General features: G+C 68.4%; 18 protein-coding genes. 6 read left to right on the top strand and 12 right to left on the bottom strand.

Annotation, left to right across the window (positions count from 1 at the left end; translation table 11 throughout):
- Nucleotides 1-4 precede the first annotated feature (4 nt).
- The 5 genes from ASF51_RS19675 to ASF51_RS09165 form a co-directional block, all read right to left on the bottom strand.
- Nucleotides 5-2,884, bottom strand: coding sequence for a LuxR family transcriptional regulator (locus ASF51_RS19675; protein WP_055928358.1), 2,880 nt, complete (start codon nt 2,882-2,884; stop codon nt 5-7).
- A 53-nt stretch (nt 2,885-2,937) separates the two neighbouring features.
- Nucleotides 2,938-3,144, bottom strand: a complete 207-nt coding sequence (locus ASF51_RS09180) for a hypothetical protein (protein WP_055928355.1) — start codon at nt 3,142-3,144, stop codon at nt 2,938-2,940.
- A gap of 100 nt (nt 3,145-3,244) precedes the next feature.
- On the bottom strand, nt 3,245-4,876 hold the full coding sequence (locus ASF51_RS09175) for a cellulase family glycosylhydrolase (protein ID WP_055928353.1): 1,632 nt from the start codon (nt 4,874-4,876) through the stop codon (nt 3,245-3,247).
- Entirely contained in the window at nt 4,873-5,178 is a 306-nt protein-coding gene (locus ASF51_RS09170) for a helix-turn-helix transcriptional regulator (RefSeq protein ID WP_055928350.1), read from the bottom strand. The genes ASF51_RS09175 and ASF51_RS09170 overlap by 4 nt, the downstream gene beginning before the upstream one ends.
- 74 nt (nt 5,179-5,252) lie before the next feature.
- The gene (locus ASF51_RS09165) at nt 5,253-6,110 is read right to left on the bottom strand and encodes a hypothetical protein (RefSeq protein WP_082479894.1); all 858 of its coding nucleotides are present in this window, start codon (nt 6,108-6,110) and stop codon (nt 5,253-5,255) included.
- 326 nt (nt 6,111-6,436) lie between these two features.
- On the opposite strand from ASF51_RS09165, the gene ASF51_RS19065 reads away from it, so the two are divergent.
- Nucleotides 6,437-6,613 carry a hypothetical protein gene (locus tag ASF51_RS19065; RefSeq protein ID WP_157412096.1) on the top strand — a complete coding sequence of 59 codons (177 nt, stop codon included), beginning with the start codon at nt 6,437-6,439 and terminating at the stop codon, nt 6,611-6,613.
- A gap of 1 nt (nt 6,614) precedes the next feature.
- Here ASF51_RS19065 and ASF51_RS09160 read toward each other — a convergent pair whose 3' ends face one another.
- Nucleotides 6,615-7,058, bottom strand: coding sequence for a hypothetical protein (locus ASF51_RS09160; protein WP_055928344.1), 444 nt, complete (start codon nt 7,056-7,058; stop codon nt 6,615-6,617).
- Between the two features lie 98 nt (nt 7,059-7,156).
- Between ASF51_RS09160 and ASF51_RS09155 the strand changes: the two genes are divergently transcribed.
- Nucleotides 7,157-8,209: an ATP-dependent DNA ligase gene (locus tag ASF51_RS09155; RefSeq protein ID WP_055928340.1), complete on the top strand. Its 1,053-nt coding sequence runs from the start codon at nt 7,157-7,159 to the stop codon at nt 8,207-8,209.
- Here ASF51_RS09155 and ASF51_RS09150 read toward each other — a convergent pair.
- The 5 genes from ASF51_RS09150 to ASF51_RS09130 form a co-directional block, all read right to left on the bottom strand.
- Nucleotides 8,182-9,828: a M20/M25/M40 family metallo-hydrolase gene (locus tag ASF51_RS09150; RefSeq protein ID WP_157412095.1), complete on the bottom strand. Its 1,647-nt coding sequence runs from the start codon at nt 9,826-9,828 to the stop codon at nt 8,182-8,184. The two genes, ASF51_RS09155 and ASF51_RS09150, sit on opposite strands and share 28 nt — an antisense overlap.
- Before the next feature lie 142 nt (nt 9,829-9,970).
- Nucleotides 9,971-10,993: a non-homologous end-joining DNA ligase gene (gene ligD / locus ASF51_RS09145; RefSeq protein ID WP_082479711.1), complete on the bottom strand. Its 1,023-nt coding sequence runs from the start codon at nt 10,991-10,993 to the stop codon at nt 9,971-9,973.
- A 69-nt stretch (nt 10,994-11,062) separates the two neighbouring features.
- A complete protein-coding gene (locus tag ASF51_RS09140) occupies nt 11,063-11,965 on the bottom strand; it encodes a glycine betaine ABC transporter substrate-binding protein (RefSeq protein WP_055928331.1) in 903 nt (300 codons plus the stop codon).
- Nucleotides 11,966-12,036: 71 nt separating this feature from the next.
- Nucleotides 12,037-13,008, bottom strand: coding sequence for a proline/glycine betaine ABC transporter permease (locus ASF51_RS09135; protein ID WP_055928328.1), 972 nt, complete (start codon nt 13,006-13,008; stop codon nt 12,037-12,039).
- A complete protein-coding gene (locus ASF51_RS09130) occupies nt 13,005-14,294 on the bottom strand; it encodes a glycine betaine/L-proline ABC transporter ATP-binding protein (RefSeq protein ID WP_082479890.1) in 1,290 nt (429 codons plus the stop codon). The genes ASF51_RS09135 and ASF51_RS09130 overlap by 4 nt, the downstream gene beginning before the upstream one ends.
- Before the next feature lie 354 nt (nt 14,295-14,648).
- Here ASF51_RS09130 and ASF51_RS09120 point away from each other — a divergent pair, with 354 nt between their 5' ends.
- Nucleotides 14,649-14,903 carry a DUF4190 domain-containing protein gene (locus ASF51_RS09120; RefSeq protein ID WP_055928321.1) on the top strand — a complete coding sequence of 85 codons (255 nt, stop codon included), beginning with the start codon at nt 14,649-14,651 and terminating at the stop codon, nt 14,901-14,903.
- A 70-nt stretch (nt 14,904-14,973) separates the two neighbouring features.
- A complete protein-coding gene (locus ASF51_RS09115; protein ID WP_055928318.1) occupies nt 14,974-15,972 on the top strand; it encodes an LLM class flavin-dependent oxidoreductase in 999 nt (332 codons plus the stop codon).
- On the opposite strand, the gene ASF51_RS09110 is transcribed toward ASF51_RS09115, so the two are convergent.
- Nucleotides 15,969-16,670, bottom strand: coding sequence for a hypothetical protein (locus ASF51_RS09110; RefSeq protein ID WP_055928315.1), 702 nt, complete (start codon nt 16,668-16,670; stop codon nt 15,969-15,971). The two genes, ASF51_RS09115 and ASF51_RS09110, sit on opposite strands and share 4 nt — an antisense overlap.
- Nucleotides 16,671-16,699: 29 nt before the next feature.
- Between ASF51_RS09110 and ASF51_RS09105 the strand changes: the two genes are divergently transcribed.
- The gene (locus tag ASF51_RS09105; protein WP_082479710.1) at nt 16,700-17,056 is read left to right on the top strand and encodes an MmcQ/YjbR family DNA-binding protein; all 357 of its coding nucleotides are present in this window, start codon (nt 16,700-16,702) and stop codon (nt 17,054-17,056) included.
- A 34-nt stretch (nt 17,057-17,090) separates the two neighbouring features.
- A complete protein-coding gene (locus ASF51_RS09100; protein ID WP_055928312.1) occupies nt 17,091-18,908 on the top strand; it encodes a DEAD/DEAH box helicase in 1,818 nt (605 codons plus the stop codon).
- The last annotated feature ends 27 nt before the right edge of the window (nt 18,909-18,935 follow it).

Below are 18,935 nucleotides of genomic sequence, written 5' to 3'. Positions count from 1 at the left end.
ACGGTCAGCCGTCGTGGGAGCGATCGAGGAACACGGCCTCGGTTCGGCTCGCGGCCCCGAGCTTGCGCAGGATGTTCGAGACGTGCACGCTGGCGGTCTTCGCGCTGATGAAGAGTCGCTCGGAGATCTGCCTGTTGCTGAGCCCCTCTGCGATCAAATCGAGCACCTGGCGTTCCCGCGCGGTGAGCCCTGCGGCCTCATCGGCCGCGCCCTTCACCTCGTCTCGGGTTGCCGGGCGACCGAGTCGACGTTCGAGCGCGTCGAGGCGCAGAAGCACGAATCCGCTCGATGTCTCGTCTGCCCGACGGCGGGCATCCACGACCACCTGCAGTGCGGACTGCTGGTCGGCCTGCCGGGCGAGGGCCTCGGCCAGACGCGCCAGGGCGTAGGGCTCGAGGTGGCTCGGCATGTGGGAGGAGGAGACGGAGTCCGCCGCCCGCCGCCACGCTGCGGTCGAGTCCTCGAGCTCGGCCTGCACGACCGACGCGTACTGCGGGGCGGTCGGCCACTCCGACATTCCGAACAGGACATCCTCGAAGCGCCGGCGGATCACCACGACATCGTCGGCCGGGAGCCGGCCCTCGACCGACGTGAACGCCCGCGCGGCGACCGCGAGAACGGGAAGGTCGAGGGCCGCGAAGTCGAGATGGCCGTCGTCGAGCACCGTGCGACACCGCTGCCATGCCTCCAGCGGACGACCCCTCTCGACGAGCACCTCGCCGGCGATGGCCGCCCACGTGCGTTCGAGGCGTGCGTCGATGCGGGACTGCTGCTCGAGACCGGGAGCCCACTCCTCGAGGAGCGTCTCGGCGAGCACGGCATCCCCGTGCAGCACGAGCGATCTCAGCTTCAGCAGACGGATGTCGGAGCTGAATCCGATCGGCGCGTCGAGCTCGAGCGCTCGATCGAGCAGCTCGTCGGCCTCAGCCACACGACCGAGCGAGAGAAGGGGGCCGATGGTGTTCGAGGCGAACATGATGCCGCTGGTGCGCTCGACCCCACGCGCAGTGGCCCGAGCAGCCCCGGCGCCGGCGACCTCGATCGCCCGGTCGAACCGTCCGAGCATGGCGAGGGCGTCGGAGTAGTTCACGCAGAACCGCATCATGGCCGAGTCGTCGTCTTCGGCGAGCTCACCGGCATGCTCGAGGTCGGCGAGGCCGCTGTCGATATCTCCGACGCTGAGCGCCGACATGCCCCGGATGTTCGCCGCGACCGACATGCGCGCCCTCGATCCCACGGACTCGGCCTCCGCGTAGGCCGAGTCGGCGACCGGGATCGCATCGGAGAACCGTGCGGCGAGCATCAGACGGGCGGCCAGCTCTCCGAGCACGTTGGCCCGCAGCACGCTGCGGGGCTGTCCCTCGAGCACCTCGAGGGCCCGCCGCAGATGCTCGATCGACCCTTCGCGGCCGATGTTCGCCAGGAACGACGCCTTGTCGCGGAGCATCCGCGCGAAGAACTCCGGGTCTGAGGTCGACGATGATGCGATCGCCTCGTCGATGAGCGAGATCGCTCGGTCGCTCCTGCCCGCGTTGCGGAGGATGTAGGCCGTCTGAGCCATCAGCTGCGGAAGAGTTCGACCGGCGACTGTTTCGGCGTCGGGCACGTGCTGCCACAGGTCGATCGCGCGCTCCCCCATGCTCGCGGCGATCGCGAACGCGTACGACCCGCGGGCGGCATCCATCGCCGCGAGAGCGGATGCGAACGCCTGGGGAAGATTGTGCGCCGCCATCCAGTGGTACGCGATCTCGGATGCGTCGGTGTGCGAGGCCGCGCGCGAGCCGAGCTCTTCGGCGTACCTCGAGTGATACCGCATGCGCTCGCCCGGAAGCAACTGCTCGTGCACGGCGTCTCGGACCAGTGCGTGACGGAACCGATAGGAGGTCGCGTCGACCACGAGGATGTGCGCCCGCACCGCGTCGCGTAGAGCGGCCTCGAGCGGTTCCTCGTCGATCGACGACACGGCGAGGAGGAGTTCGTGTTCGACGCCGACGCCGCCGGAGGCGAGAAGGCGGAGTACCTGCTGCGTCTCGTCGCCCACGGCGTCGTAGCGGGCGAGCAGAATATCCCGAAGGGTGTCGGGCAGCCGATCGGCATCGTGCGTCTGCTGCCACGACAGCAGCTCCTCGATGAAGAACGGAATGCCATCGGAGCGCTCGTAGAGGAGCGCGAAGTCGATCGACGCACGCCTGTCGACCGACAGCTGCCGCACGAGCACCCGGGCCTGCCGGCGGGTGAGCCTCGTCAACTCGATGCGCTCGACCGCCCTGCTGCGGTCGAGCTCTGGCAGCCAGGCGCGCAGCGCGGAGCGGGCGCTGGCGTCTTCGGTGCGGAAGGTCAGAAGCATCAGGACACGGCTGTGGCGGTCGAGCCGGGCGAGGAAGCGGAGAAGTTCGAGGGTGGCCGGATCGGCCCACTGCACGTCCTCGACGATCATCACGACCGGATGCCTGCTGGACACCGTGCCGAGGAGCGTCGCGACGCTGTCGAACAGGCCGGCGACGCCCCCGGCCGTGGCGCGCGGCTGCTCGTCCGACGGAGCCAGCTCCGGTAGGAGCAGCCCCAGCGAACCGAAGGCCGAGCCGGATGCCTGCCGGATCTCATCGACGCCGAGTTCGGCGACCAGGCCGCGCAGAACCGAGACGATCGGACCGTACGGCGGCGCATCGCGGTCGAGGTCGACGCATTGACCGCGAACCACACGTACAGCAGACGGCGCGGCATCGCTGAACTCGTCGACGAGGCGTGACTTTCCGATGCCTGCCTCGCCGCTCAGCACGACGATGCGGAACGCCCCGGCGATCACGTCGTCGAGCGCGCGCCCGAGCGCCTCGAGTTCGATCTCCCTGCCGACGATGTCGGCCCGGGCTGCGCTGGTGGTCACCGTCCTATGGTGCCAGTCCGCCGCGCCCGCCGGGCCCGCATCGACCGGAGGCCTCAGGAGTGCGATCCTGCCCGGCGTGCGATGTGCCGCGGGGCCCGCTCGAACCGCGCGGCGATCCACGCCGCCATCCGCTGCAGGGGTCGGCGTGCCTCGCGTGGTTGGGCACGCTCGAGCGAGATGCGCCGCGCCTCGAGCTCTCTCTCCATGCGAGCCTCGGCCTCGCGGTACAGGCGGTAGTACGAATAGTCGCTGATGTTCACGGTGCTGCTCCTCGTCGATCGGAATCTCTCTATGACTCGAGATTCCTCTCTAAGGAGGGGCACGGGCATCGGGCGAATTGCCTATCTTCGGGACGCGGGCCTACGAGCTCCGCACGTCGACGGCGATGGGCAGGGCCGGGGCGCCATGGGCCCTGACATGCACTCCGACGCGCACATCGGAAGAGGCACCGACAGGCACTGCCCAGTCGACGCCGGAGCAGGTCACGCGGCCGTCGCCGACGACGCACGACATGCCCCAAGCGTTCTCGATGCCTGCCGCTGACGGATCGCTCCAGCTGATCGTCCATGCGCCCGCCGTCGTCGACGAGCGGAGCACCACGTCGGCCACATAGCCGTCGGCCCACTGGCTCTGCACGGTCAGATCGGCGGTCAGGGTGTTCGAGCCCGATCCAGGCAGCGGCTTCGGGGGCGCGGGCGCTGGCGGGGTGGAGGGAGACGGTGCGATCGAGGGCGACGGCGGGGTGGACGGCGTCGGCGGGGTGGAGGGCAGCGCCGATGCATTCGGCAGGAGGGGTGCCAAGGCGGCGAGCTTGGAGGCCTGCGGCGTCACCCAGTCGTCCTGCACGAGTCCGCCCGTGTCTCCGCTGTTCGGGTTGAACGACCAGTACGAGAAACTCAGGTCGTTCGAGTCGATGTAGTCGACCAGCCCGGCGAGCCAGTCGGAATCGGACGTCGTCTCGAGCTTCGTGCCGAACTCGCCGACGAGAACGGGGGCGATGCCGCGCTGCGCGATGTAGCCCCAGTTCGTCGTCCACACCTCATCGAGGTTCGCCGGATAGCCGGCGGCATCGAACCACGTCTGCCGGAAGACGCTCGCCGGATAATCGTGCGGCGAGTACACGACGCGATCACCGACATCCAGAATCACCGGCGCCCCGGCGACGTCGGCCAGCCCGCCGCCCCACCAGGTGCTCGAGCCGTCGGAGGACGTCTCGACGCCCTCGACGACGATGAGCAGGCCGGGATTGACCGCGAGCACGGCATTGCCCGCCCGGGTGGCTGCCGCCTGCCAGTCGGTGGCGGGGTCGCCGCAGCCCCAGCAGGCGGAACCGTGCGGCTCGTTGTGCAGGTCGACCGCGATCACACTCGGAACGTGGCGATAGCGTTCTGCCAGGGAAGTCCAGTCGTCGATCCAGCGCTGCTCGCTGTACTGCGGCGTGTACCAGAGCGCGGACTGCGCACCGGAGTCGGGCCGATGCCTGTCGAGCATCACCGCCACACCGTGATCGGCCGCGCTCTGGATCACCCGGTCCATGACCTCGAGCGGCGCGAGCCCCACGAGATCGGGGTTGAGCTGTTCGTTGATCGACGTCGCCGTCGTCGCGGCGAGGCACTCGGTGGAGAACGGGAGCCTGACGGTGTTGAAGCCCATGGCGGCGATCTGCGCCATGCCGGCATCGAGGGAGATCGACCAGAGTCCGTGCGGGGCGCAGTTCGAGGTCTCCATGCCGAACCAGGCGACGGAGCGGATCACCACGACGTCTCCGGTGCTGTCGATGATGTTCGAGCCGTCTGTGCGCATCGGGGCGGTGATCACATCGTCTCCTGTCTCGGCGGGCACGGCGGCCTCGGCCGTCTCGACGATGGTGCCCGACGGCAGCTCGAGCGCGGTCGCGGTGGAGCCGAACGGCGCAGCGAGCAACGCGAGCAGCGAGAGAGCGCCGCCCAGCGCTGCGAGACGCGAACGCGCGGCTCGGGAAGACGTCGTCACGGCGCATCCGGGGTTCGCTGCGACCAGGCCGCGGCGATCTCTCCGAGATGCCGGGATGCCTCGCTCAGCACATCGGGACGGGCCGAGTAGCGCAGCTCACGCCCCACACGCTTGGACGAGACCAGGCCGGCGGCGTCGAGTGCCGCGAGGTGTTTGGCGATGGCCTGCCTGCTGACGGGAACTGTTTCCGCGAGGGCGGAGGCCGAGAGCTCGGCACCCGCGACCCGACCGAGGATCTGCCACCGGGTCGCCTCGCCGAGAGCCGAGCAGACCTGCCGTAGGTGTTCGAGATCGTGCGCCATTCGGGGCTCCTTCGACGTGGGCGGCGGGCGGTGCCGTCAGTCTAAGGCAACCTACGGGTTGCGATGCGCGGAAATCAGTACCAGTTCACCGACTGGGAGTGCGACCAGGCGGCGCAGGGGGTGCCGTAGCCGCGCTTGATGTAGTCGAGTCCCCAGGTCACCTGGGTGGTCGCGTTCGTCTCCCAGTCGGAACCGGCCGAGGCCATCTTGCTTCCCGGCAACGCCTGCGGAATTCCGGCCGCCCCGCTCGATGCGTTCTCGGCCTGGTAGTTCCAGCCCGACTCCTTCTGCCAGAGCGAGACCAGGCACGAGAACTGGTCGTCGCCCCAGCCGTACTTCGAGGCTCCGAGGGACTGGGCCGTCGCCTTCGCGCCGGCGACCGTGTTGCCGGCCGCCAGGGCCTCGGCGGCGGCAGCCTCTGCGGCCGCCGCGGCAGCGGCCGCAGCCTGATCCGCTTCGCTCGCCGCGGCCTGCACGCTGGCCTTCGCGTCGGAGGCCTGCTTCACCAGCGACAGGACGGTGTCCCGGTCGAGGGACTGGTACGCAGCGAGCGAGGCCACCGTCGTCGAGAGCGGAGTCGTGTCGACCTTGTTCTGCACGGCCGCGATCACCTGGTTCGCGTCGTCGATGGTGCTCTGCGCCTTCTCGTTCGCCTGGGCCTTCGCGATGACCTCGTAGACGCTCAGCTGATCGCGTTCCAGGCCTGTTCCGCTGGCGAGTCGGGCCGTCGCCGCAACCCTCTCCTCGGCCGCCGAATTCGCCTGCACGACGAACCCGGTGCCGACCAGCGTTCCCGCGACGGCCACGATGGCAGTAGCGGCGAGATATCGCTTGCGGGCGGTTCTGCGGCGGACGTTCGCCAGCTCGCGTCGGGTGGCAGCGGATCGGGTTGCTGCGGTCGGGGTGGAGGCGGTGTCTGAAGCGTGGTGCATGTCGTCCAATGGATCTTCGACCGGCATGCCGAATGCGGGCGCGGCCGTGCCAGGGCGCTCGCTTTCCCCGTGGTGCTCTGTCTGTCCGGAGGGGACGAGACCGTGGGACGCAACCGGGTAAGCGGGGCGAGGTCTCGTGGCGTGACGAATCGGTGTCGGGTGCGCCCGGGCCTGTATCAGCGCGCGGGCGAAGCGGCAAGTATGCGCAGTACTCCTGAGATTTCACGGTTAAACCCCTGTGCACCCCGTGCACAGCCGGGCGAAGTCGGCCTGTCGTCGACGAGCCCGCCGTGTCATCCTGATCATGCAGACGAAGGAGAGCATCGATGTCACACGACGATTCCGCAGCACGCCCCGGCAAAGGCGACGAGTACCCCGACGCGGCCGGGTACCCCGACGGCACGGGAACCCTCGATGAGGGCACGGCCGACGCATCCGTCACCGCCGAGGGCGACGAGATCGAGGATTTCGCGCTGGCCGACGAGGAAGACCTCGAGAACTAGCTCAGTCGCCCGGCGGCAGCGCCTCGTGGTGACGCCTGCCCCGGGTGCGCCGATCCTCTTTCATCTCCGCCTCGAAGAGATGACGGCGCCCGCCGGCCAGTTCCGACCGCGCTGATGCCTCGGCGTCGCGGAACGCCGCGTAGTAGCCGTCGTCATAGTCTTCGACGATCTGGAATGTCCAGCGGCCCTCGATGACATTCCGGCCGACCAGCTCGGAGTCGATGCGGGAGGCCATCTCGTCGTGCCCGGCGCCCCTGAGCAGCTCCACGGCCTCACCCAGGGCGAGGTCGCCCATGCCTGTGAGGCGATGAAACGCATACAGCTCGCCGCGGGCCTGCTCCACGATCTCGAGCGCCTCCGAGAGCTTTCCCAGTGCCTCGACCGTCGCGTCGTCCAGGTGCTCGGGACGCAGGTGCGCCGCGTCCGGTCCATCGTGTTCCGTCATGGCCCCATGCTAGACAGACGCGGAGATCCGGTCAGGGGGTTGCCGTCGCCTGAGACAAGGGGGTTGGCGTCGCGACGCCGACGGAGCAGGATCGGCTCATGTCATCTTCTTCCGTGCCCGGCCCCGCACCCATGCTGGCGAAGTCCGTTCCCGAGCTTCCCGACCAGGACAGCGTTGCCGGCGGGCTCGGCTACGAGCCCAAGTGGGACGGCTTCCGCGGAATCGTCTCGTACGACGGGGAGTCGCTCGAGATCACGAGTCGCGGGTCGAAGCCTCTCACCCGGTACTTTCCCGAGCTGGTGGATGCCTTCCTCTCACAGCTCGAGGGGGCGTGCGTCATCGACGGGGAGATCGTGCTGCGGCGCGGCGCCCCGGGCGGTGAGCGGCTGGACTGGGACGCGCTCTCGCAACGGATCCACCCGGCCGCCAGTCGCATCCAGACCCTGTCGCAGGAGACACCGGTGAGCTTCATCGCCTTCGATCTGCTGGAGAGAGACGGTCGCTCTCTGATGGAGCAGCCGTTCTCCGAGCGGCGGAGTTCGCTGGCCGAGCTGCTCGGCTCGGCCGTCGCTCCCCTTCACCTGAGCCGGCTGACGCAGGACGCCGACACCGCCAGGCGCTGGCTCGTGGAGTTCGAAGGCGCCGGGCTCGACGGAGTGGTCGCCAAGCCCCTCGCCGCGCCGTACTCCCCCGGCAAGCGCGTGATGCTCAAGGTGAAGCATCACCGATCCGCCGACGTGGTCGTCATCGGCTACCGCGTGCACACGCGCGGCGAGGGCGTCGGTTCCCTGCTGCTCGGCCTCTACGACGACTCGGGCGAGCTGCGAAGCGTCGGCGGCGCCTCGGCGTTCACCGCAGCACGACGGCTCGAGCTCGTCTCCGAGCTCGAGCCCGCCGTGATGCGCGACTCCGAGGGCGCCGTCGTCACCGGTGAAGGAGAACGAAGCCGCTTCTCCTCGGGCAAGGACGTGTCATTCGTGCGCCTCGAGCCGACCATCGTCGCCGAGGTGCGCTACGACCAGATGGAAGGATCGCGGTTCCGCCACACGGTGCAGTTCGACCGCTGGCGGCCCGACCGCGAGGCACGCTCGTGCACGTTCGACCAGCTCGAGACCCCCGTCGCCTACGACTTCGGGGCCGTGCTCGAGTAGCGACGACGGGCGCGGAGCCCGATCATCGTGGCCCCGACGAGCAGGGTGAGCGACGAGACCGCGAGCAGCGGAACCGCTTCGGCCGAACCCGTGGCGGCGAGAGCAGGCTGAGGCGCGGCGGGTGCCGGCGCTGCCGGAGCGGCCGGAGCCACCTCGACCGGATTCGGCGCGGCCACCCCGTTGATCAGCACGGTGTCGTTCGCGAGCGACGCCGTGGCGAATGCGATGGCCTTCGACATGATGCCGAGGGCCTCCTCGTTGATGTTCTCGAGGTTGTCGCCGGCCTGGTGGTAGTTCTGGTCGTGGGTCTCTCCGACGATGCCGCCGAACAGGGCCGCCTCCGCTTCGGTCTTCACGTCGTCGGCGCCGGTGAACAGGCCCGAGGCCGGGATGCCGTTGTCGATGAACGCCTGGTAGTCGCTGCGTCCGTCGAACGAGGTGCCCACGAACGGCTGGCCGATCGACGTGAAGTAGTTCTCGAACACGTCCTCGGTCTCGATCGATCCCGGCGGGATCTCGGCGCCGGCCTCCACACTCGATTCGTCGGCGTCGTACGTTCCGATGATGTAGTTCGGAGAGCCGACCATGTCGAAGTTGAGGTAGGTGGCGATTCGATCGAGGGCGGCGGGGTCATTCGCCACCAGGTCGTCCACGTAGTGCGTGGACCCGACGAGACCGAGCTCCTCGGCCCCCCACCAGGCGAAGCGCACCTTGTTGTTCAGCTCGCCCTGCTTGGCGAGTTGCACGGCGACCTCGAGCAGGGTCGCGGAGCCGCTTCCGTTGTCGTTGATGCCCGGACCCTCCGGCACGCTGTCGAGGTGCGAGCCGAGCATCACGACGTTGTCGGCACGCCCTGTCGCGGTCTCTGCGATCACGTTGAACGTCGAGATCGTCTCGGTCGTCTGCTCGAGAGCGACGGAGATCGAGACGGCGCCCGCGCCGATCGCGGTGACGAGCGCGGCGCCTCGGTCTGCCTCGATGCCGAACGACGGCACGGTGCCGTCGACGACCTCGCCGAAAGTACCGTTCAGCGGGCCCGGCTCCGAGTTGTACACGAGGAGGGCGCGAGCGCCCGCGGCGGCGGCGGCCAGGGACTTCTCGGTGAACGAGCACACGCCGCGGCTGACGACGGCGATGCGGTCTGTCGCGTCGACTCCGGCCCAGTCGTCGTCGGTGCAGCCGGTGTTCACGGTGGGCAGGATCGCATCGAAGGTGATGGGCGCGGTGCCGGGCGTGTACTCCATGGGAATGGCCTGTTCCGGCGTGAGGGTCTCGCCACCCACCGTGACCGACTGCGACTGGATCGTCTGGGTCGTGGCCTCGAAGACCTGTCGCGAGGTGATGTAGCCCGCCTCGGCGAGCACGGCCTCGACGTACTGGCCACTCGCCTCGTACCCCGGACTGCCGGCGGCCCTGTTGCCACCGTTGCCCGGAGCATCCGCAATGGCCTGCAGGTCGGCGAGCCGCTCCATGATCGCGTCGACGGTGACGGAATCGGCGAATGCGTCCTGGTCCACGGCCGATGCGGATGTCGCGCCACCCCAGACCATGGCCCCCGCGAGAGCGGTGGCGCCGATCGCGGCGAGGGCGGAACGTGAACGTCGTTGTTTCTTCTGCAAGGGTCCCCCTGATGATGTGGCCCGCGGCTGCGGGCCGGTTTCGCCAGCCTAGGGAGACAGCAACGTGCCCCCAAGAGGGGGTACGGGACCGTTACTCATTCTTTACACCGACGAAACACGCAGGATGCGCGTCACAGCCGGATCAGGACGGCTTCTTCGCCCGACTCGGCTGCACCCGCGGCGGCTCGCCCGGCATCTTCGGGTAGTCCGGGGGGAAGGGAAGCTCGCCGAGGCCGTTCTCGACGTCTCGAGCCCACCACTCGAGAAGCACGTCGATCGACGCGGGCTTCTCACCCATCGCCGCCCAGGGGTCGCCCGTGGTCGACAGTCGCTCCGGAACGGTGAGGATCGTGAACTCCGCCGGGTCGGCACGATCGAGCTCGCTCCACTCGATCGGGCACGACACGGGAGCGTGGGCGAGCGCTCGCGGACTGTAGGCACCGGCCATCGTGCGGTCGCGGTTGGCCTGGTTGTAGTCGACGAAGATGCGTTCGCCGCGCTCCTCCTTCCACCAGTGCGTGGTGACGGCCTCAGGCATCCGGCGTTCGAGTTCGCGGGCCGCGGCGATCACCGCGTGCCTGACCTCGAGGAACTCCCACTCCGGCCGTATGGGTGCGAAGACGTGCAGCCCGCGGTTTCCCGAGGTCTTGATGAAGGCATCCAACCCGGCCTCGGCGAGGACCGCGCGCAACTCGACGGCGACGGGCTTGGCGTCGTCGAAGTCGGTGCCGGGCTGCGGGTCGAGGTCGATGCGCAGCTGGTCGGGATAGTCGCTGCGTTCCGCGCGCGAGGCCCACGGGTGGAACACGATGGTGTTCATCTGCGCGGCCCAGACGGCGGCGGCCGGTTCGTCGAGCACGAGCTGCGGATGCGTTCGGCCGCTCGGGTAGACGACCATCTCGCTGCGCACGTAGTCGGGAGTCCCCTTCGGCGGGTTCTTCGAGAAGAACTGCTCGCCGTCGATACCTCCGGAGAATCGCTGCAGCGACACCGGCCGGTCGCCGTTGGCCTCGATGAACGGCTCGCCCACCGTCACGAGATAGCGTGCGAGGTCGAGCTTCGTGATGCCCGCCTCGGGCCAGAGGACACGCGACGGAGAAGAGATGCGCACCTCTCGATCGCCATGGGGTCCGGGAACCGTGATGTGTGCCGCTTCGCTCGCCATAGGGGCAGGCTACCCGCGCTTGAGGGGCGGCGTCACGCCCCCGACGCCGCCCCGATGTGCTCGTTTCTTCTATTCGGCGGTCAGCGAGTCCACGTAGTCGCGGTTCTCGGAGATCCACTTCTCGACGACGGGGCCGAAGTCCTGGCCGTCGTAGTCGACGAACATGGCCTTCTCGAGCGAGTACAGCTGCTCCAGGTCCATCTCGTAGTCGCCGATCCACTCGGCGGCCTGCGGGAAGTCCTTCTCGAAGTCGGTCTTGGCGAACGCGTGCAGGCTCTCGACGGAGTCGAGCGTTCCCTCGGGGTCTTCGAGGTTCTTGATGGGCAGATCGGTGTAGGCCCAGTGCGGCTCCCACAGGGTCACGACGATGTTCTCGCCCGCGTCGGTGGCGCTCGTGAGTTCGGTCAGCATGGCCGCGGTCGACGACGTGACGTACTCCATGTCCTCGAGGCCGTAGCCCGGAATGACCCGTTCGGTCGTCGCCTTCGTGAGGCCGGCGCCCGGTTCGATGCCGACGATGCGGTTGTCGAACAGGTCGGCATTGTCGGCCAGCTCGGCGAGCGAGTCGATGGGGGCGTCCTCGTTCACGGCGATGGTGAGCTTCGACTCCTCGTTCCAGGCGCCGATGTCGACGATGTCGTCGCCGTACTCGTCGAGGTACGACGCGTGGGTGTCGGGCAGCCAGACGTCGAGCGTGAGGTCGTAGTCGCCGGTCGAGAGGCCGGAGAAGACGGGCGCGACGTCGGCGTACTCGAGTTCGACGTCGTACCCCTTCTCGTCGAGGATCGCCTTCCAGAGTTCAGACGCGGCGATGCCCTCGTCCCAGCCGTTGAACACGGCGAGGTTCAGCTTCTTCTGGTCGGCGTTGCCGTCTCCGACGACCTCCGCCTCGGTGGCGGCGCAGCCGCCGAACGCGAGCACGCCCGCGGTCGAGAGGGCGAGAAGGGAGAGAAGGCGAGTGCTGTTCTTCATTGGTGTTCCTGTTCTGGGCTGCCGGCTGGGGCGGCCCGTCGGGTGAAAAGGTCTGCGGGGCCGTGTGCCGGTCAGGCGGGGACCCGGTCGGAGTTCTTCGGCACGTCGGTTGCGGCAACGGGATCTGGATCACTGTGTGATGCGGATTCCGGGTTCGGTTCTGCAGTCGGCACTCGGCGGTGCAGGACGCGGGCGCCGAGCATCCGGCCCAGCACGGTCTCGCCCGTGCCGAGCGCGGCGGTCAGGCGGTCGAGGTAGATCGCGAGGATCACGACCGACAGGCCGGCCTCGAATCCGAGCGCCACATCGATGCGGTTCAGGCTGGCGACGACCTGGGCGCCGAGTCCCCCGGCGCCGACCATTCCGGCGATGACGACCATCGAGAGCGACAGCATGATCACCTGGTTGACACCGGCCATGATCGTGGGGCGTGCCAGCGGGAGCTGGATCTGCCGGAGGATCCGCCAGCGCGACGCGCCGAAGGCCTGTCCGGCCTCGACGATCTCCTTGTCGACGCCCCGGATGCCGAGCTCGGTCAACCTGACCCCGGGAGCCAGGGCGAAGATGACCGTGGCGACGATTCCGGGAACGACGCCAACGCGGAAGAGGATGAGCGCCGGAATGAGGTACACGAAGGCGGGCATCGTCTGCATGAAGTCGAGCACGGGCCGGATGATCCGCGACGCGATCGACGACGTCGCCGCCCAGATCCCGAGCGGGATGCTCACGAGGACCGCCAGCACGCTCGCGACGAGCACGAGCGCCAGGGTGTCCATGGCGTTCTCCCACTGGTCGACGCTCACGATCAGAAGGAGGCCCACTGCCGTGCCGAGCGCGAACTTCCATCCTCGGGCGAGATAGCCGAGAATCGCGGCGATGACGATCACCACCCAGAAGGGCGGCGATGCGAGCAGCAGGTCGACCACGTCATAGGCGGCCAAGAAGACCGCTCGAATGACGTCGAAGACGCCGCCGAAGGTGTCGGTGACGAAGGAGATGAAACCGGCTACCCAGGTTCCGAGGTCGAGACGGAAGTCGGTCATCGTACGGCTCCTTCCGTCGTCGACTCGCGGAGGGTCTCTGCGATGACCTCGAGCGTGAGCGTCGTGGGCGGAAGCTGGACCGGAACATCCGCCGTGTTCGTCGACACGTTGCCGAGCGCTGCGAGCAGCGTGACCCGGGGAATGACGCCGAGAAGTCGACCGTCGTCGCCGACCACCGCGATCGGCAGGTCGCTGCCGACCGACGGCTCGACGAGGTCGACGAGGTGTGCGTCGGAGGGCACGATGGTGGCCTCGTGCCGGAGGATGCCCTCGAGGTCGTTCTGATTCGATTTCACCTGACGGAGCACGTCGCGGTCGCGAACGACGCCGGCCAGAGTGCGGTCGCGTCGGGTCACGAACACCGCGGAGGTCTGCAGGTCTCGCATGATGCGCAGCGCGGCCCGGGGGCCGGCCGACAGCGGAAGCACGGCACGGGCCTGCTCCATCACGCTGGCGGCGGTGAGCACGCGGGCGCGGTCGACATCCTGCACGAACTGGGCGACGTAGTCGTTCGCCGGGTCGGTGAGGATCTCCTCGGGGGTGCCGATCTGCACGATGCGGCCGTCGCGCATCACGGCGATCCTGTCTCCGAGGAACATGGCCTCGTTGAGGTCGTGGGTGATGAAGACGATCGTCTTTCCGAGCTTCTGCTGCAGCTCGATGAGCTGCTCCTGCATCTCCCGGCGGATCAGCGGGTCGAGCGCCGAGAACGCCTCGTCCATCAGCAGGACATCGGTGTCTGCCGCGAGGGCGCGGGCGAGGCCGACGCGCTGCTGCATTCCGCCCGACAGCTCGCCGGGAAGCGAATCGGCCCAGCCGTCGAGCCCGACCGTGGCGACCATGTCGCGGGCCCGTCGCATCCGTTCGGCTTTGCCGACACCCTGGATCTCGAGGCCGTAGGCGATGTTGTCGACCACGGAGCGGTGCGGCAGCAGCGCGAAGTGCTGGAAGACCATGGAGACCCGCTGGCGGCGGATCTCGCGAAGCCTGGCCTTGGGCACGCCCGTGATCGAGGACCCGCCGATCGTCACGCTGCCGCTGGTCGCGTCGAGCAGACCGTTCAGCATGCGGATCAGCGTCGACTTGCCCGAGCCGGAGAGGCCCATGACCACGAAGATCTCGCCGGGCTGCACGTCGAACGATGCGTCGATCACCGCGGCCGTGCCGAGCGCGGACACCTCCGCCCTCGAGCTGCCGGCGCGGAGCCTGTCGACGATGTCGGATGGTCGGCGGCCGAACGCCTTGTAGAGGTTTTCGGCCTTCAATGCCGGGATAGTCGATGTCACGTGAAGAATCTCCGTCACGTCCGGCGGCTGTTAAATGCGGTCGCCAGAGGTGTTCTGTGCTCGCAGACGGGTTGTCGTAACCGCTCTCGACGCTGGAATGCAGCGCGGGCAGAAGCCATCATGAGAGCGCTTCGTCACGGCTTCACCGTACGAACCCGCGGCAATGCCTGCGGACGCGCGTCTTGGGGTGATGGGTCAATGGACCGGGGTCAACGGTAACAGCTATCCGACGCATGTCGACCCCAAAACGTCCCTCGAACGGGGGTCGCGGTCATTCGAAGCCGACGCGATCGGCGCGCTGGAGGCGATCGGCGGCGATGCCGATTCGTTACCAATCGGGGTAACGTGACGCGCATGGATGCCTACACGGAGAACCCCCGCACCAACGTTCTGTCGATCGTGAGCCTGGTCACGAGCATTCTCGGCCTGGCCGTGGTGCCGATCATTCTGGGTCATATCTCGCTCGCGCAGATCAGGAGAACCGGCGAGCAGGGCCGGGTCATGGCGATCATCGGCCTCGTGCTCGGATACCTCACCCTGCTCGGCTACCTCGTCTTCATCGGCATCCTCGTGGCCGTCTTCGTCGGTCGCGGAATGTCCGGGAGCTGAGAGTCGTTGAGAGGGTGAACGGCGCTCTTCGCATCCGCCGTCCGCACTCCGATACGAAAGCTGTCACTCCATGTCGATTCCGCTGTCCATCCTCGACCTCGCTCCCATCGCCCCGGGCCAGACGGCCCGCGAGAGCTTCGAAGGCAGCGTCGCGCTCGCGCAGGCGGCCGAGAGATCCGGCTACCGACGGGTCTGGTACGCCGAGCATCACAACATGCCCACCATCGCCTCGTCGGCGACGAGCGTCCTGATCGGCTACGTGGCCGCGCACACCTCGTCGATCCGCCTCGGCTCCGGCGGCGTGATGCTGCCCAACCACTCGCCGCTCACCATCGCCGAGCAGTTCGGCACCCTCGAGACCCTGTTCCCGGGTCGCATCGACCTGGGCCTCGGCCGCGCTCCCGGAAGCGACCAGAACACGATGCGAGCACTTCGGCGCGACCCGATGTCGGCCGACTCCTTCCCGCAGGACGTGGTCGAGCTCCAGGGCTTCCTCAGCGGAGACTCGCGCATTCCCGGTGTGCAGGCCGTGCCCCGGGCCGGCGGCATCGTGCCCCTCTACATCCTCGGCTCGTCGCTGTTCGGAGCCCAGCTCGCCGCGCAGCTCGGCCTGCCCTACGCGTTCGCGTCGCATTTCGCACCGGATGCGCTGCACGAGGCCGTGGCGGCATACCGCGGCGGGTTCCGGCCCTCGGCGCAGCTGGCGGAGCCCCACGTCATCGCGGGCGTGAACGTGGTCGCATCCGACGACCACGACGATGCGGTGGAGCAGGCCGCCACGACCCGGCGAGCCCGCGTTCGCGGAATGATCTCCCGCGGTCCGGCCACTCCCGACTACAGCGATGCGCAGATCGACGAGTTCCTCACCACCCCCAACGGACGCCAGATCGCCTCGATGATGACCTATTCCGCGGTCGGCACCCCGACAGAGGTGCGCGACTACCTCGAGGACTTCGCCCGCCACGCGCAGGCCGACGAGCTGATTCTGGCCCACCAGTCCCCCGAGCTGCCCGAGCGACTTCGTTCGGTGGAGCTCACCGCCGAAGCGATGGAGTCGGTCTCGGTCTAGCCCGTCCAGGTTCCCGGCGGCGACTCGATGATCGGCACCGGCGCGTACGACCAGTGGGCGCCGTTGGCGTAGTGGCTCGTCGCCCACGGCGACGCCCAGATGGCCTGCTCGATCTGGGCCGTCGGCGCCGACGACGAGAATCCGGCGACGATGCTCGCGTAGCCGGGGTTCGAGTGCAGGGCCTCTGCCGCGTTCTCGGCGGCGATCACGAGGGTGTCGTAGCTTCCCAGCCCGCTGTTGCCGCCGGACCCCCAGCCGTTGTTGAGCGGGTTGTTGCGGTTCCACCAGTCGTCGGGGCCGTTCTCCTGCCGCATCCAGCGCAGCATCACGGTGATGTTGTCGTCGGTGCGCGGAAAGTCGCCGAGGAGCAGCACGAGTTCGGCCCAGTCCCGGTTCGTGCTTCCGGCGGCCAGCCCCTGAACGCCGGCCACGGTCGCGAACGAGTCGCGCGAGATGGATGCCTGCGCAACTCCCTCCGGCAGGTCGAGCACCTGCTCACCGGCCCGGCGCGCGGAGGCGGAGTTCGCGAGAGCCGGCTCCTCCTGTGCGGGCAGGGGTGCCGGTGCGATCGCGGTGAGGGCGGCCAGCGCCAGCACCGCTGCTCCCGCAGTGAGGCCCAGGATGCGCCGCGCGAGTCGCGCGCGAACAGAGACCGGCCTGGCGACCGGCCTCGACGGGGGCAGGTGATAGCTGTTCATGGGCAGTAGGCCAACTGTACGCTCGGATCATGGCAGAGCTGTTCTCGAGAGATGACGTCTTCGCGGTCTGCGACGCCCTGCCGGCCACGCGGAACGAGACCCCGTTCGGCCCCGAGACGAGCGTGTACAAGGTCGTCGGCAAGGTCTTCGCCATCACGAACCTCGACGGAGAACCCGTGACGGTCACCCTCAAGGCCGATCCTCCCCACGCCGAGGCCCTGGTCAGGGACTATCCGTGGATCACGCCCGGCTACCACATGAACAAGCGTCACTGGGTGACGGTGACGATCGGTCCCGACGCGGATCCTCAGCTCGTCACCGACCTCATCGTCAACTCCTACGAGCGGGTCGTCGAAGGCCTGCCGCGCGCCAAGCGCCCGACCTGACGCCCGCATCCACGGCGTGGACTACCGTTGAGGGATGGCATCCTCTACAATTTCCGGCCCGACCGAGGCCGACGCCGCTCAGGCCGAGCAGACATTCTCCGATCTCGGCCTCGATGACGCAGTGCTCAAGGCGCTCAAAGACGTCGGCTACGAGACCCCGTCCGCGATCCAGGCAGCAACGATCCCCCTTCTCCTCGACGGCCGCGACGTCGTCGGCCTCGCCCAGACAGGCACGGGCAAGACGGCCGCATTCGCTCTTCCGATCCTCTCCCGCCTCGACCTCTCGCAGAAGACGCCGCAGGCCCTGGTGCTCGCTCCGACCCGCGAACTCGCCCTCCAGGTCTGCGAGGCCTTCGAGAAGTACGCCTCTCACCTGCGCGGCGTGCACGTGCTTCCGGTCTACGGCGGCCAGGGATACGGCGTTCAGCTCTCGGCCCTGCGCCGCGGTGTGCACATCGTGGTCGGCACCCCCGGCCGCATCATGGATCACCTCGAGAAGGGCACGCTCGACCTGTCGCAGCTGAAGTACCTGGTGCTCGACGAGGCAGACGAGATGCTCAAAATGGGCTTCGCCGAAGACGTCGAGACGATCCTCGCCGACACCCCCGACGACAAGCAGGTGGCGTTGTTCTCAGCCACCATGCCGTCGCAGATCCGACGCATCTCGGCCAAGTACCTGCACGATCCCGAAGAGATCACGGTCAAGAACAAGACCACCACCTCGGTCAACACGACCCAGCGCTACCTCATCGTGTCGTATCCGCAGAAGGTCGACGCGCTGACCCGCATCCTCGAGACCGAGAACTTCGAGGGCATGATCGTCTTCACCCGCACCAAGAACGAGACCGAGACGCTCGCCGAGAAGCTGCGGGCGCGGGGATACTCCGCTGCCGCGATCAACGGCGATATCGTGCAGGCCCAGCGCGAACGCACGGTCAACCAGCTCAAGTCGGGCAAGCTCGACATCCTCGTGGCCACCGACGTCGCCGCGCGCGGTCTCGACGTGGAGCGCATCAGCCACGTCGTCAACTTCGACATCCCCATCGACACCGAGTCGTACGTGCACCGCATCGGCCGCACCGGACGAGCCGGCCGCACGGGCGACGCGATCAGCTTCGTCACCCCCCGCGAGCGTCGCATGCTCACCGCGATCGAGAAGGCGACCAGGCAGCCGCTGACCGAGATGAAGCTGCCGAGCGTCGACGATGTGAACGCCACGCGACTCACCCGCTTCGACGACGCGATCACCGCCGCTCTCAGCCAGCCGGAGCAGATCCAGCAGTTCCGCGACATCGTCGGCCACTATGTGGAACACCACGACGTTCCGGAGGCCGATGTCGCCGCGGCGCTCGCCGTCGTCGCCCAGGGTGACACCCCCCTGCTGCTCGATCCGGAGCCGGTGCGCACGCCGCGGTTCGAACGCGATTCCCGCGAACGGCCCGAGCGGTCGGATCGCCAGGACCGGTTCCGCGACGACCGACCGGCCCGCGGCGAACGCGGCAGCCACGGAGACAAGTGGGAGCGTCCCGACCGCGGCGACCGGCCCGACCGTGCGCCCCGCAGCTCGGGACCGAAGACCACCTACCGCATTGCGGTGGGCAAGCGCCAGAAGGTCGAACCGCGCCAGATCGTCGGCGCCATCGCGAACGAGGGCGGGCTCAATCGTGGCGACTTCGGCGCCATCCAGATCAGGCCCGACTTCTCGCTGGTCGAACTTCCGGCCGACCTGTCGGGCGAGGTGCTCGACCGCCTGCAGAACACGCGCATCAGCGGAAAGCTCATCGAGCTCAAGCCCGATCGCGCGGGCAACTCGGCCAAGCGTGAGGATCGCCCCCGCTACGGTCGCGACTGAGCCCCGCTGAACGGCGCCGTACGGTCG

The sequence above is a fragment of the Agreia sp. Leaf283 genome (assembly GCF_001422485.1).
Classification (GTDB): domain Bacteria; phylum Actinomycetota; class Actinomycetes; order Actinomycetales; family Microbacteriaceae; genus Agreia.
The sequence above is the reverse complement of the archived record's forward strand: the minus strand, read 5'-3'. Positions and strand labels throughout refer to the sequence as shown.